This window comes from uncultured Ferrimonas sp., assembly GCF_947489035.1.
Taxonomy (GTDB): Bacteria; Pseudomonadota; Gammaproteobacteria; order Enterobacterales; family Shewanellaceae; genus Ferrimonas.
Genome location: NZ_CANLCI010000001.1, coordinates 52,869 through 67,128, shown reverse-complemented (window position 1 = coordinate 67,128; position 14,260 = coordinate 52,869). Strand labels below are relative to the sequence as shown.

Below are 14,260 nucleotides of genomic sequence, written 5' to 3'. Positions count from 1 at the left end.
ACGGCAATTAGGCCGATTGCAGCTGATGATTTAGCTGCGTCATAAGCTGTTGCAACTGTTGATGAGGTTGGGCGTACTGGTGTTGCTGTTGGCTCTGTTGTTCCAACTGTTGCAGTGGCGGTACTAAGGCATCACAACCGAGCATCTTGGCCGCGCCTTTCATGCGGTGGCCAACCTCTTTCACGCCGCTGTGCTGGTTCGCGTCTATCGCTTGTTGCAGCAATAGCATGTCGTCGTTTTGGCACTGCAGGAACTCCTTAATCACCGCAGCTAAGGTGGTGTCGTCACCAAAGATCCGTCGAGCTTGTTCCATATCGAACACCATCGCATCGGTTGCCTCCGGCGCGAGATCTGCGCTCGGTTCGGCAAACTCAATGGCGTCTAACAGTTCTTCCTCGTCATCCACGAACAGATCAAAGTTCATCTCTTCAATGGCGTTGAGGCTGTCGGGATCGATGCCCAGCAGATGATCTTCTTGGATTTCGCTGATCACCGACGACTGAATGTTTGGCAGCCACGAGTCCATGGTTTGTTGCAACAACACCATGCTGACCGGTTTGCACAGGTACGCGTCCATGCCCGCTTCAATGCACTTGATGTCCTCGCCTTGGATGGCGTTGGCGGTCAGTGCCACGATCGGCAGGTGGTGGTTGTCTTGGGTGTGCTCTTTTAAGCGAATGGCTTTGGTGAGCGCGTAGCCGTCCATGTTTGGCATGTGGCAGTCGGTCAATAACAAGCCGTAGGATTGTTGCTGCAAGGCGGCGAGGGCTTCAACGCCATCTTCCACCACATCGGCGTGATACCCCAACTGCTGCAGCTGGGTCATGATCACCTGACGGTTAATTGGGTGATCTTCCGCGACCAGAATCAAGCGACCATCGTCGATGGCGCCTTGTCGGTCTTGCTGTGGCGTCGGTTGCAACTCCAGCTTCAGCGACTTGGTTTGCACCCGTACGGCTGGTTCGCTGATGGCGTGCAGCAGCTGTTCCGGCTGCAGCGGGTTGGCCGAGATCAACCAGTAGCCATCCAGTGGTTCCGGCGACAACATGCCGATGTGTTCAATCACCACACAGCGTAACTGTGGCAGCTGTTGTTGCAGCCAACCGTTATTCAGCTCTAACTGTTCATATTGCTTACGGCTGATCACCACTTGATTGCGATCATGCTCGCGGCACTGGTGCACCAGCTGTTGGCGATTATCGATTTGGCTCCACTGCACTTGGGCGTGCCAATTAAGCAGGTACTGGCGCATTTCAGCCTGCTGTGGCGGTTCGCCCACCATCAGCACTCGACAGCTGCTGAGGTTGTGGCTTTGGGTTGGGGTGTCCAACGCCAGCGGCACCGTAATCTGGAACGAAGTGCCTTCTTTGGGGATGCTGTTAACGGTAATTTCACCGCCCATCTGCTCGACCAGCTGCTTACTGATGGTTAATCCTAAGCCGGTGCCACCAAATTTACGGCTGGTGCTTTCATCGGCTTGAGCAAACGGTTTGAACAGCGTTGCCATCGATTCGGCATTGATGCCCATGCCGGTGTCGGTCACGGTAAAGCACAGGGTTTGCTGCTGTGGGGTTTGCGACATCAAGTCGACTTCAAGGCTGATGCGCCCATTTTCGGTGAACTTAATCGCATTGTTGATCAAGTTATTAAGCACCTGACCAAGGCGAAGTTCGTCGCACACCAGCTTGTGAGCGATTTGCGGGGCAAACCAATAGTGGAACTTTAACCCCTTGATGTGGGCATGGCTGGCTTGCACCTGAGTGATCCGCGCCAGCATCGATTGCATCTCGGTTGGCTCTGGATTCAGGGTCAGCTTGCTGGCTTCGATTTTAGAGAAATCTAAAATGTCGTTAACGATGTGCAGCAAGTTGTTGGCCGACCGAGTCAGGCTGGTTTGGATTTTCGCCACTTCATCCTGCATCGGATATTGGTTGGCGATCTCCAGCAAACTGATGATGCCGCTGATCGGAGTGCGGATCTCGTGGCTCATGTTGGCCAAGAAGCGAGACTTGGCTTTGGTGGCGGCAACCGCATTTTGGCGTGCTTGTTCCAGCTCTTGCTGCTGCTGTTTGATCTCGGTGATGTCGGTCATCACCGAGTTCCACACAAAGTGCTGCTGTTGCCGTACCACGCGGCTTTGCACCTGCACCCATTTCGATTTGCCATTCACCATCAAGCACACTTGGTTGGAAAACAGCCCAGATTCGGTGGCGTTACGCATCGCATTCACGACATCGGCGCGCATGTCTTCGCGCACCACGTGCATGAAGGCGCGGGAATCGTTCAGCAGGTGTTCCACGCTTAGGCCGACCAGCTCTTTAATGCCGGCGCTGACAAAGGTGAAACGGATGTCGTTAGGATCGTCGTGGCGCTGCACATGCTGGATCACCGCGCCATTCACGTTATCAGCCAGATGCTGCACCCGCTGTTCTGCTTCTTTGGCGCGTTGTTCGGCCAGGCGCAGATCGGTCACGTCGTTGACGATGGTCACCACGCCATCAATCTCATCGCCGCGGCCTTGGAATGGGCTTTTCCAATACATTAAATGATGCGGCTGATCGTTAAAGCGAACCTGCTTTTCCTGCGCGGCAACTGAGCCACCGGAAAAAATGTGTTTGTCGTCTTCAGTGAACAACAGCAGCTGTTGCCGAGCGATCTGTTGATTTTGATCCAGCGGTTCGGCCTGTTCGTCTTGTTCACAAAACTGACTGGCTGCTCGGTTTGAGGTGATCACCTCGCCGTGGCTGTCGCGCACCAAAACCGGGAAAGGGATGGCGTCGATCAGCGCCCGTTCAAATTTGATCCGCTGTTGCAGCTCGGATTCCACCTGCTTACGGCGCTTGACCTCTTTACGCAGCATGATGCTCCAAAATAGAAAGCCACCAATAATAAACAGCGCCAGCACGGCGATGGAACCCACCCAAATTTGCACTTGGCGGCGGTTAAAGCCGTTATCGAAGCTGGTGTTCAACCAGCGTTTTTCAATGGCGCTGTAGCGACTTGGAGGGATGGCCGCCAAGCCTTTGTTGAGGATACTCAGCAGCACCGAATCGGTTTTCTTCAGGGCGAATGAAACCGGCACAAAGGCGTCGTCGTTAATTTTGCTGATCACTTTCAGTTCGCCCACGTACAGCTGTTGTAACTGTTCAGAGGCCAAAATCAGTGAGGTGACCGCCACGTCGATGTCGCCTTGATTTACGGCGCTCAGCAGCTCGGTGATGTTGTTGTAGGAGCGCAGCGAACAGTTAACGCAGTATTCCCGCGCCATTTCTGTGCCGTAGGTATCGCGGATCACCCCAATCAGATCGTCTCGGTTTAAGGCATTAAAGGAGAGATCGTATTGGTGTTCGTCGCTGCGGCCAATAAGCCCCCAAGGCTCTTTCATAAAGGGCTGGGTGAACAGCATGGTGCGGTAACGCAGTGGCGATGGCGACAGGGTCGACATCACTCGGAATTGGTCATCAAGAAACGCTTTGAAGTTTTCACTGTGCAGCGGGTGGCTGATGGTGGTGAACTGCAAACCGGTAATTTTGGAAACTTCGGCCAGTACGTCGGCGGCAATGCCACGGTGGCGCCCCTGCTCATCAATAAACTCGATGGGTTGCCAATCGGAAGCCACCCCAATTGGCACCATGATATTGCGGGCAATCCAGGTTTTTTCTAGATCGGTGAGGTTTAAGCCATTCAACGGCTGCAACACCTGTTGCTGAAAACTGTTTAGCCAGCGTTTCACAATTACGTCGCGGCTGTTGTCTTGATGGCTCACTAAAATGGCGCGGTTCAGCTGCTCAAGCAGTTCGGGGCGGCTCTTCGCTACCCCTAGGTGCATGGTGTCTGGCGGCAGATCCGTCATCACCGACAGTTCCACATCGTTCTGGAATGGGCTGTTTAAGTAATGTTCGTACAGCATAATGCCATCGCCAATTTGGGCGTCGGTAAGCCCTAAGGCGATGGAATTGATCGCCTCTTTGTTGCTTGGCACTGGGAAAATCTGCGCTTCGGGCAGATAGCTGCGAATAAAGCTGGAATCGGCAAAGCCTTCAATGGCCGAGATCGCTTTGCCATTGAGCACTTTGTAGTTGTCGTAACGCTGCTTGCCAATCACCGCTCGGTGCACCGCGATGATGGGATCGCTGAAGCTCATGTAAGACTGACGTTCGATGGTGGCCGTTACCCCAACCATCACGTCTAGCTTGCCTTTTTTAAACTCTGTGAGCACATCGCTGAAAGTGGGGTAGGGCTTAAAGACCACGTTGTAACCGGCATTCTTCGCATACAGCTGCATTAACGAGGGCAGCAGGCCGTAGATGTGGCCGCGTTCATCCGAAATGGCGTAGGGCTCGATATGCTTCTGCGGAAAGCCGATCAGCAGCGTCGGCTTGTTAGGATCAATACTGGGAATGTGATCCGATTCTTGCGCCAGTGCTGGTTGCAGCAGCAACAGCGTCAGGCAGCTGAAACACACGGCCAAAAGTCCGCGTAAATTAATCGCAATATGCAAGGGGTTTACTCGTGGCAGCAACAAGGTGGCAGGTTCTCAGTGTTGGCAATAAAAATAGCTGCGAGTATGGTCGCATGCTGTCTAGCTGAGAACCTTGATCCCAACCCCAAATGGCGGCAAAGTGCGGCAGAAAGTGTGAGTTGACTCGGGGTTTTGGCGACAAATGGTCGAGGCTTATTCACCGTTTGGTCAACCGCTTAGTGCCCTCTGAGCGGATCTCTTACACGGGTTTTTACGGCCAAATACACGGGGTAACATCCGCGTAAAAACTGGCGATTGCCGACTACAAAAACATAATAAAAGTAAGGGAAAAAGATGACAAACCTGACCCAACAAATGCAATTTCTGCAAGAGCTAGAAAAGCTGAAAGCGGTGTATCGGCAGACCACGGTAAAGGCTGATAACGATCGCCCTGAAAACAGCGCCGAACACAGTTGGCACATTGCGTTGGTTGCGCAGACGTTGCGTCCTTACGCCGGTGCACAGGTCAGTATCGAGCGAGTGATCCAAATGCTGTTGATCCACGACATCGTGGAAGTGGATGCCGGCGACACCTTTGCCTTTGCAACGGATGTCGATATGGCGGCGCAGTCGGCGCAAGAGCTGTTGGCCGCTCAGCGGATCTTTGGCTTGCTACCGGCGGCGCAGGGGCAACCGTTACTGGCTCTGTGGCAAGAGTTTGAACAGGCGCAAAGCGCCGATGCCTGCTTTGCCAAGGCGATGGATCGGATCTTACCGCTGCTGCAAAACATGGCCAATAATGGCGGCAGTTGGGCGCGCCACCGTGTCAGCAAAACGCAGGTGCTGCAGCGCAATCGCCATCTTCAGCGCAGTGCGCCGGCCTTGTGGCAATACGTGGGTGAACAGGTTGAGTTGGCGGTCAGTAACGGCTGGCTGGTTAACGACTAATCCTCTGCCAGCAGCGGCTTCGACAAGCTGAATGCCCCCCGCAGTTGGCCAAGTTGATAGCCGGTGGCGAGATCATTGGGGTAGTGCTGCGCCACTGCGGTTCGAACTGGGGCGGCGATGTGGTTGCCGTGACAGGGTAAACACATCGGTGCGACCGACTGCGCTTGCAGATAGCGAAAGTGTTGCTGCTGCAGCGTTGATGCGGTCACGCTTGTTGCCTGCTCACCGGCCAATAACCGTTGTTCAAATTGCTGCAACTGTTGTTGTTCCCAGTCGTCCGGCGTCGCCAGCGGATTGCGGGGTTTATGGCTGATCCGCCGCACTAACCAGCCACTGTCGCGGGACAGTTGTGCGGCGATCTGTGGTGCCGACTGGGCACAAACCGAAATGGCCTGAGTTGGGCTGCCAGCCTGCAATGCTTGCTTTAGTTTCGGCTTTAGCTGGCCAGCAAACTGTTTGATTAGCTGTTGCGCCTGCTGTTCAAGTTGCTGTTGCCCTGTTGCCGACAGTGTGGCGACTGTCTTGGTCTCCGGCGCTGTTTCCTGCGCTGTTTTTGAAGCCGCAGTTGCCGCAACCGGGGTGGCCACAAGCAGCGCCGCGGCTGTTAGCGAAGCAGTAAGATCCATCTAAACCTCTTAATTGACATGCCAGTCACTAGCGTAACCAATAACAAACTTAATTAGAATAATCTAATTAAGTGGGTTGTGATCTGCATAACTGGCATATGCCAATAACTTCGCTATGGTTAATGGCATATGCCAGATAGGAGGCCGAATGTCCCGCCCTAAAATTCCTCGAACTGTGTGTGGCCGTCCCGCCAATAGCTGTTTTAAGCCCAACGGGATCCCGATGCCAAACCTTGAGCAGATCCCCCTTAGCCCTGACGAATTTGAAGCATTGCGGTTGGTGGATTTGCACGGGCTACAGCAACGGCAAGCCGCTGAACAAATGGGAGTGTCCCGACAGACCTTGGCCAACATCATCAAATCCGCCCGCAGCAAAGTGGTGGATTGTTTGGCTAACGGCAAAGCATTAATGATGGAAACCAGTGAGGGGAAAATAGATGAACATCGCGATCCCGATGAATGACGGCCAGGTGGCCAACCATTTTAAGAAAGCCAAGAGTTTTGGTGTGTTCGATGGCGCAGGCAACACCTTGGCCTCTTTCGATAACCCCGCCGCGCAAAGGGGCTGCAGCGGCAAAGGCGTGCTGTGGCAACGGCTGCAGCAGTTTGAAGTGAACCAGATCTATGCCCGTAATGTGGGGCAGCGCATGCTGGGGCAGCTGCTGCAGCAGGGTTACCAAGTGAACAAGATTGGTCGTGGTCGCGTGGCGCTGGCTCAGTTGTTCCGTGGTGGGGCGAACCTGATCGCCTTGACTGACGCCAGCCAAGGGCGACCATCGCTCAACCATGCCACGAAAGCGCACGCGTGCGCTGGTGACTGTGGCGGCGATTGCGGCGGCACTGAGAGCGGCAGTCGCGACAGTGGTTGCAGTGATCATGCTGAGCTGGGGGCTAAGCTGACACAAGAATCACGCAGTTCAACGGCGCTGAAGTTAACCCCAGCAAAGAACTGCTGCAACAGCCGCAAGCCGCGGCTGCTGAGCCAACCTCTGGCAAAGCTTAACGCATGCCCGTTAAGCCCGATTGGGCCAAGCTAAAAGGAGCTGAGTTCGGCTTAATCGAGTATCGGGGTGGCGCGGGCAATGATCCGCGCCATCTCTATCTGTTGCGGCAGGGCACCAAACATCAGTGCCGACGGCTGCTGCAGCCGAGCCAGACAAAACTGCTGTGCCAGCCAGGGCTCGCTGTATTGCAATAAAGTAGCGGCCTGCCACAGCAGCGCCATCGATTCCATCTGCTGCCGCAATTGGCCTTCATCCCAGTGGCGTTCCAAGCTGGCGTGATAGCGGCACAGGGCGGCATCAAAATGGGGATCGCGCCCTTGAGCTTGAGTTACTTCGTGGGTAAACGCGCTAAGGCTGGCGGGATTGTTGCGACAGGCGCGCAACAGATCCAAGCACTGCACATTGCCAGAGCCTTCCCAGATGGCGTTGATGGGCGCATCGCGATACAGCCGTGCCAGCACGTTGTCTTCCACCACACCCACCCCGCCAACGCACTCTAACGCTTCGTAACTTAGCTGTGGGGTGCGTTTGCAGATCCAATATTTGCCAATGGCGCTGCCCAAACGAAACAGCTCGGTTTCGTGGTTATCCAGCGCAGCGGCTAAGCGCAGACTAATGGCTAAGGCCGCTTCCGCTTCCAGCGCCAGATCGGCCAATACGTTTTGCATCAGTGGCTGTTGCTGCAACGGCTGGCCAAAGGCGCTGCGACCCGCGGTGTGGTGCATGGCTTCGCGCACCGCTTGGTTCATCTGGCCGGCACTGCCCATCATGCAATCAAAGCGGGTTAATGCCACCATCTCTAAGATGGTGCTCACCCCACGGCCAGGCTCGCCAATCAACCAGCCTAAGGCGGCAAAGAGTTCGATCTCGGCCGAGGCGTTAGAGACGTTGCCCATCTTGTTTTTCAAGCGCTGAATAATGATTGGGTTTTTACTGCCGTCGGGGCGCCAGCGTGGCACCAAAAAGCAGCTCAGTTGCTCGCCGATGTAGGCCAACACTAAAAAGGCATCGCACATCGGCGCCGAGCAAAACCATTTGTGGCCGGTTAATTCGTAGCTGGCAAGGCCGTCGATGTCACCAAGGCCGGCGGCGCTGGTGCTGTTGGCGCGCACATCAGAGCCGCCCTGTTTTTCGGTCATCGCCATGCCAATGGTCAGCCCCTGTTTTTGGTAAAAGGGCAGATTGCGGGGATCGTAGACGTTGGCGGTGATTTTTGGCAGCCACAGCTTCGCCAGTGCCGGGTTGTGCTTAATGGCGGGCACCGAGGCAAAGGTCATGGTCAGTGGGCAACCGCTGCCGGGATCCGCTTGGGTGTGCAGGTATTCCATTGCCGCTCGCACCACATGGGCGCCACAACGGGGATCCCGCCACGGCAGGCTGTGGTGGCCGGCGTCAATGGCGCTTTGCATCAGCAGGTGATAATCCGGGTGGTAATTGATTTGATCAATGCGGTGGCCAAAACGATCGTGACTTTGAAATTCGGGCTTATTGGCATTGGCATTGAAGCCCGCTTGCTGCAATAAACCGCCCACCAGCTTGCCGTAATGGCCTAATTGATGCTGGCCCCAGCTGCCACCAAAGGCGGCAACGTAGTGCTGCAAGATGGGATCGCTGTGATAAGCATTAAAATCCGATAACGCCGTTGGCTGGTTGGTCACTTGGTGCGTGCGGTGCTTATTGCTGTAGGCCAAAGCTGATCCTCCTTGTGAATTTATTCACTAAATCAGCGTTTTCAGTCAGAAGCAATGACCAAACGATTAAATTATCGACGGGTGGTAGCGCGCCATCAGTAAAATATCGAGGTAGTTCTGATCGATCTTTCGGCCAAAACGCTTACGCCCTTCAATTTCAAACCCCAGCTTTTGGTACATGGCAATGGCCGCGTGGTTGTTGGCGAACACCTCTAATTCAAGCCGCGTTAAACCGCGGGAAAACGCATGTTCAATCGCTCTTTGTAGCAGCCGTTGGCCGATCCCTTGGCCGCGATAACCTTGAATGATCCCCATGCCCATGTAACCGATGTGCGCTTGGGAAGGGGGCGTGTGTGGCACAATGTCGCACCAGCCAATTAAGCGGTTATCCACATAAGCAACGAATTGGGCGTGTTGCTGTTCAATGTTGAGCCGCACAAAGTCGCTGATGTTCTTCAGCGGTGGTGGCTCAAGGGTTTGCATGAATTTTCGCTCTGAAATCACGGCGCTTAAGGCGGCGTGAAGCGGTTCAATGTCATCGATTTGAATCGCTGAAACGGTAACGTGGTTCATGACACAGATCCGGTTGATTGCGGTAATTGCAGTGTGTCACAACGGTTAATGTAGGTAGGGGGGTGAGATCAAATAATGTTGCGCTAACGGCAAGTTGGTAACGCCGATGGCAGCTGCGGTGTGCGGCAACAACAACTTATTAAGGGGGGAATTGTTTAGCTAACCATCGGAACAGGCGCTAATTATGATCTATTTCAAACTATTCTCATTTGCCGTTAATTTAGCTTGATGGTCAAACTACTTGAATTTAAGGTTCTTTGAAAATCAAACTAAATGAGTGATACCGATGCAGTTAGACACGATGTTTTATTTGGCGTTGCAAAGCAGTTTGCTGCTGGGCTTGGTGCATGGGGTTAACCCCTGCGGCCATTCGTGGTTGGTGTTGGCCCCGTTTGTGGCGGGCAGTCGCGACGGCAAACGAGTGTTTCGCTTAACCAGCGCCTTTATTCTGGGAACCACTGCCGGTTGTTTGGCCATTGGCTTGGCCTTGGGGTTGTTGTCTGCGGGTTTGCCGCCACAGGTTTTGGTGGTGACGGATCTGGTGACGGCGGTGATCATCATCAGCTTGGGGGCGATCCTGTTGTGGCGGCCGCACCTGTTGCATTCTCACGACCACGACCACGACCACGACCACGGGCATGCTCATAACCACGGGCACAGTCACGCATCCCACCATCAACATGGGCACGGCCAGGGTCACGGCCACGAGCATCACCACGATCATCACCACAGCAAAGCCAGCAACAAGCGCAGTGCCACGGTGTGGGGTTTGGCTTCCATCGGTTTTGTGAATATGATCGTGCCCTGCCCAACGGTGGCATTGATGTACTCTTACGCCATCAATTCTGCCAGCGCCGCCAATTCGGTCGCGGTGTTTGCGATTTACGCCTTAGGCACAGGGGTGAGCATGGCGGCGGTGATCTACGCCATCTACCGTGCCACCAATGCCATGCGTCAATTGCAAAAACCGTGGGTCGAGCCACTGATTATGCGTTCGGTGGGGGTGCTGACCATCGCCTTTGGCAGTTACACTATTGTCGTTGATTACCTTGTTTAACCGTTAGAGAGAAACCATGCCCGATCTGCATCAGCTGAACCACGCCATCATCGAATTTTACGAAAAACTGTCTTCGTGGGAGCACTCGGTGGTGAAGGAGATTGGCGTGTCATTATCGCAGGTGCACACCATCGAACTGCTGGGGATCCACGGCGCGATGCGGATGAAGGAGCTGGCGGAAAAGATGGCGATAACCACCGGCACCTTAACGGTGCAGGTGGATAAGATGGTGGCGGCGGAGCTGGTTCGGCGCCGCCCTCACGAATCGGATCGGCGCTCGATTTTGGTGGAACTGACCCCTAAGGGCGAAGTGATGTATCAACAACACGATGCGCTGCATCATCAGCTTACGGTGGATTTGTGCGCCAACCTTGATGGCGACGAGCAGCGGCTGCTGCTGCGTTGTTTAAGCAAAATGAACCACGAGTTTTAACGATAACGGGCCCGAGTAATTCGGGCCCGTTGTTGTTGCGGCGGCAACCGTTATAACGCGCTAATTTAGGCTGGGGCCGTTGGGATCAGTTGCGGCAACCGCTGAACAGATCCTTGCTTGAGTCAACCACGCTCGATTGCACCCCAGCAAGGCTTATCAGGGTATGGAACAGGTTGTCGTGAGACAGTGGCTGATTACGCTGCTGGGCAAGGCATTGGCGATCGATGCCGTAGCTGCGGCTGAACGCCGGATCCATCCACAGCAACCAAGGCACCTGCGTTTGAGTGGATGGCGCCAGTGCGTAGGGGGTGCCATGCAAATAGAGGCCATTCTCGCCTAAGGATTCACCATGATCAGAAATGTACATCAGCGCCACGTTGTACTGCTGATTTAACTGCTGCAAACGTTGAATAAGCTGAGCCAAGATGTAATCGGTGTACGCGATGGTGTTGTCGTACACGTTGACGATCTCCTCGTCGCTGCAATTTTCAATGTCACTGCGATTGCAGGATGGGCTAAAGCGTTCAAACTCCGGTGGGAAACGTTGATGGTAAGTGGGCCCATGGCTGCCAATTACGTGCATCGCCAGCAGCAGATCCTCGCCATTATTTTGTGCCAATTGCTGTTCTAGCTCCGGCAGCATCACCGCGTCGTAGCAGCTGCCACCATTGCAATACTGCGGGTATTGCTGCGGATCCGGTTTCACTAGGCTGATGTTTTTAGCCACGTTTTTATCGCCGCCATCGTTATCAATCCACACCACCTTGCGCCCAGTGTGGCTGATCACATCCAAGGCATTGTCTTGGCTGTTGGCTTGGCGCTTGTCGTATTGGTTGCGATCCAAATTGGAAAACATGCACGGCAAGGAGTGCGCCGTTGCGGTACCGCAACTGCTGACATCTTGAAACGCCAACATGCCCAACGACTGGGTAAATGGGTTGGTGGCACGGGGGTAACCGTTGTACTGCATGTTGGCCGCGCGGGCGGTTTCACCCACCACCAATATCGTTAAATTGGGTTTGCCGTTGCTCGGGGCAATTACGGTGGCGTCTTCTCCGAGCGGGCGGTAGGGCAGTGCGGTGCTGAGGTAGTTTTGGTTGATGTACTTAACGCTGTTGTAGATGTGGGATGGGTTGATCATCTTATTGAGGTAGCTGTTATTACGGCCAATGGCGGCGTAATTTTTATAAAATGCCGCCGCAATAATGGCGATAACCACCACGCTGACTGCCAATACCAGCGTGCGCTGCAGCAGCTCGGTCATCGGTTTTTGTTTTGTTATGCGTACCCGCGTTAACAGTAGGGCAGGCAGCAGCCCAAACACCAAAGTGAAGAACACCGAACGAGCATTAAGGTAAGCGGCCGCTTCGCTGCTGTGGGTTTCAAATACGTTTTCGATCATGCCGTAATCGAACACCACCCCATATTGGTAAGTGGCAAAGGCCGCCGTGGCGGAACTGAGCAGCAGCAAGGCATACAGCGGCTTGCGGATCAGGGGCACGTTAACCAGCGAGAAGATCACCCCAAAGGCGGCGGCGAGCAACAGCGGTGCGGTCAGGGCAAAAGTCGGATCCCCAGATTGCTGTGCCAACTGATAGAACTTGCTGGTTAATGGGAAGTTTAAAACCACGCCAAAGTAGAGCGCCATCAACATAACCAGCGAGCTGCTGCACAGCGACAATTTCTGCTTGATCAACATAACAGCATCACCGCCCAGGTTATTGCGGCAAACAGCAGCGCCACAAACACCGCAGCAGAGCCAATGTCTTTGGCGCGGCCACTTAAGGGGTGATGATCTACGCCGATCCGATCCACGGTGGCTTCAATGGCGGAATTGAGCAGCTCGACAATGAGCACCAACACCAGCACGGCAATCATTAAAAAGGTTTCGATAAGTGGCTGCTTTAAGCTGATGGCAACGCCACTGCCCAGCAGTAGCAGCAGCGCTTCTTGGCGCACGGCCGCTTCAAATTTAAAGGCCGCTTTCAGGCCATTCCAAGAGTAGCCAGAGGCTTTGATGATGCGAATAAGCCCAGTGTAGCCAGGCTTGCCAGAGAGGTGTTCAGTGGTGTTCATGGGGCGGGACCAAAGATGAAAACAATTCGAAGAGGCTATCAACTCCAATGTGAAAAAAAGGTAAGGGCAGGTAAGCCTGTGTAAGGCGCTGGCTACGTGGGTGACAAAATGGCTAGTGATACAGCGCCATTTCTGGCAGGTTTTTACCCATTAATGGCACACAATGCAGGGACGTAACCCATGGGTGAATACAACTACAGCGCACTGGCTATCCCACTGTTTTTACTGCTGATGGCGCTGGAATGGTGGGCGGCCAGACAGAAGCAACGACCGCTGCACCGGCTTAATGACAGCGTGGCCAGCTTATCCATGGGCAGTTTACTGTTGGTGTCGGATGCGCTTCTAAAAGGCCTCACGTTCGCAGCATTTATCTACCTGTTTGAGCAACATCGGCTGTTTGACTTCAGCATTGATTCGCCGTTTACGTGGCTGTTGTTCTTTTTGGGGGTGGATCTGTGTTACTACGGTTTTCACCGCTGCGCGCACGCCATCAACCTGCTGTGGGGCGCCCATGTGGGCCATCACCAAAGTGAAGAGTTCAACCTAACCACGGCACTGCGCCAAAGCGCCTTTCAGTACGCGTTCTCTTGGGTGTTTTATCTGCCGCTGGCGTTACTGGGTTGCCCCCCGCTGTTGTTTTTACTGCAATTTGTGCTGCTGAAAGCCTATCAATTTTGGCTGCATACGCAGCTGATTCAGCGCATTCCGTTGCTGGAAGGGATCTTCTCTACCCCATCCAGCCACCGGGTGCATCACGCTAAAAATCCCCTCTATGTGGATCGTAACTACGGCGGCACCTTAGTGATTTGGGATCGGTTGTTTGGCAGTTGGCAGCCAGAATTAGCGACGGAGCCTTGCCACTACGGCACCACCAAGCCACTGGATACCTTTAACCCGATCAAGGCGAACCTGCAGCATTGGCAGATGTTGGCGCAGGACAGCATCAACACCCGCCGAAACTGGGACAAAGTGCGACTGTGGTGGATGCCAACGGGGTGGCGCCCAGCCGATTGCCTCGCCGCGGATGAACATGCGGTGGCTCAGCAACACGATGGCTGTGGCAACCGCGCTAAGTTTGATCCCGCCACCAGCCAAGGCGCTCGTTTCTATGCGGCGGTGTCGATGTTGGCGTTGATGCAGCTGCTGTTGCCCTTGGTGTGGTTGGCGCCGCAGCTGAGCGTGGGCACCGCAATGGTGGGGCTAATACTGGTGCTGGGATCGGTGGTGGTGATCAACGTTTTGTTTGAAGGGCGGCGGATCTGGGCTTGGCTTGAACCCGCACGTTGGTTGGCGTTGCTGTGGTTTAGCGCGGAATTATGGTTGCGGATCGGGTGAACCCATTGGCGCTGCAATGAATAAAAAAACGCCGCTCGAATGAGCGGCGTTGTTG

Annotated in this window: 12 protein-coding genes; 6 read left to right on the top strand and 6 right to left on the bottom strand. The window is 54.4% G+C overall.

Translation table 11 applies throughout. The features are described from left to right. Positions 1-7: 7 nt before the first annotated feature. Positions 8-4,465: a transporter substrate-binding domain-containing protein gene (locus tag Q0796_RS00265; RefSeq protein ID WP_298439044.1), complete on the bottom strand. Its 4,458-nt coding sequence runs from the start codon at positions 4,463-4,465 to the stop codon at positions 8-10. A 351-nt stretch (positions 4,466-4,816) separates the two neighbouring features. Between Q0796_RS00265 and Q0796_RS00260 the strand changes: the two genes are divergently transcribed. Beyond that, positions 4,817-5,410, top strand: a complete 594-nt coding sequence (locus Q0796_RS00260; RefSeq protein WP_298439042.1) for an HD domain-containing protein — start codon at positions 4,817-4,819, stop codon at positions 5,408-5,410. Here the strand turns inward: Q0796_RS00260 and Q0796_RS00255 are convergent. Next, positions 5,407-6,036 carry a DUF3365 domain-containing protein gene (locus Q0796_RS00255; protein WP_298439040.1) on the bottom strand — a complete coding sequence of 210 codons (630 nt, stop codon included), beginning with the start codon at positions 6,034-6,036 and terminating at the stop codon, positions 5,407-5,409. The two genes, Q0796_RS00260 and Q0796_RS00255, sit on opposite strands and share 4 nt — an antisense overlap. A 148-nt stretch (positions 6,037-6,184) precedes the next feature. On the opposite strand from Q0796_RS00255, the gene Q0796_RS00250 reads away from it, so the two are divergent. Both Q0796_RS00250 and Q0796_RS00245 read left to right on the top strand, forming a co-directional pair. After that, positions 6,185-6,499 carry a DUF134 domain-containing protein gene (locus tag Q0796_RS00250; protein ID WP_298439038.1) on the top strand — a complete coding sequence of 105 codons (315 nt, stop codon included), beginning with the start codon at positions 6,185-6,187 and terminating at the stop codon, positions 6,497-6,499. Then, entirely contained in the window at positions 6,474-7,073 is a 600-nt protein-coding gene (locus tag Q0796_RS00245) for a NifB/NifX family molybdenum-iron cluster-binding protein (protein WP_298439036.1), read from the top strand. The genes Q0796_RS00250 and Q0796_RS00245 overlap by 26 nt, the downstream gene beginning before the upstream one ends. Positions 7,074-7,090: 17 nt before the next feature. Here the strand turns inward: Q0796_RS00245 and Q0796_RS00240 are convergent, their stop codons facing one another. Beyond that, the gene (locus Q0796_RS00240; RefSeq protein ID WP_298439034.1) at positions 7,091-8,731 is read right to left on the bottom strand and encodes an acyl-CoA dehydrogenase family protein; all 1,641 of its coding nucleotides are present in this window, start codon (positions 8,729-8,731) and stop codon (positions 7,091-7,093) included. 66 nt (positions 8,732-8,797) lie between these two features. Further along, complete coding sequence (locus tag Q0796_RS00235; RefSeq protein ID WP_298439032.1) at positions 8,798-9,304, bottom strand: GNAT family N-acetyltransferase; 507 nt, start codon at positions 9,302-9,304, stop codon at positions 8,798-8,800. A gap of 286 nt (positions 9,305-9,590) precedes the next feature. Here Q0796_RS00235 and Q0796_RS00230 point away from each other — a divergent pair, with 286 nt between their 5' ends. Together Q0796_RS00230 and Q0796_RS00225 are read left to right on the top strand one after the other, a co-directional pair. After that, a complete protein-coding gene (locus Q0796_RS00230) occupies positions 9,591-10,361 on the top strand; it encodes a sulfite exporter TauE/SafE family protein (RefSeq protein ID WP_298439030.1) in 771 nt (256 codons plus the stop codon). 16 nt (positions 10,362-10,377) lie between these two features. Further along, complete coding sequence (locus Q0796_RS00225) at positions 10,378-10,794, top strand: MarR family transcriptional regulator (protein ID WP_298439028.1); 417 nt, start codon at positions 10,378-10,380, stop codon at positions 10,792-10,794. Between the two features lie 85 nt (positions 10,795-10,879). Here the strand turns inward: Q0796_RS00225 and Q0796_RS00220 are convergent, their stop codons facing one another. Together Q0796_RS00220 and Q0796_RS00215 are read right to left on the bottom strand one after the other, a co-directional pair. Beyond that, on the bottom strand, positions 10,880-12,493 hold the full coding sequence (locus tag Q0796_RS00220) for a phosphoethanolamine--lipid A transferase (protein WP_298439026.1): 1,614 nt from the start codon (positions 12,491-12,493) through the stop codon (positions 10,880-10,882). Further along, positions 12,487-12,870: a diacylglycerol kinase gene (locus Q0796_RS00215; RefSeq protein WP_298439024.1), complete on the bottom strand. Its 384-nt coding sequence runs from the start codon at positions 12,868-12,870 to the stop codon at positions 12,487-12,489. Before Q0796_RS00215 ends, Q0796_RS00220 begins: the two co-directional genes overlap by 7 nt. Before the next feature lie 180 nt (positions 12,871-13,050). Here Q0796_RS00215 and Q0796_RS00210 point away from each other — a divergent pair, with 180 nt between their 5' ends. After that, a complete protein-coding gene (locus Q0796_RS00210; protein ID WP_298439022.1) occupies positions 13,051-14,205 on the top strand; it encodes a sterol desaturase family protein in 1,155 nt (384 codons plus the stop codon). The last annotated feature ends 55 nt before the right edge of the window (positions 14,206-14,260 follow it).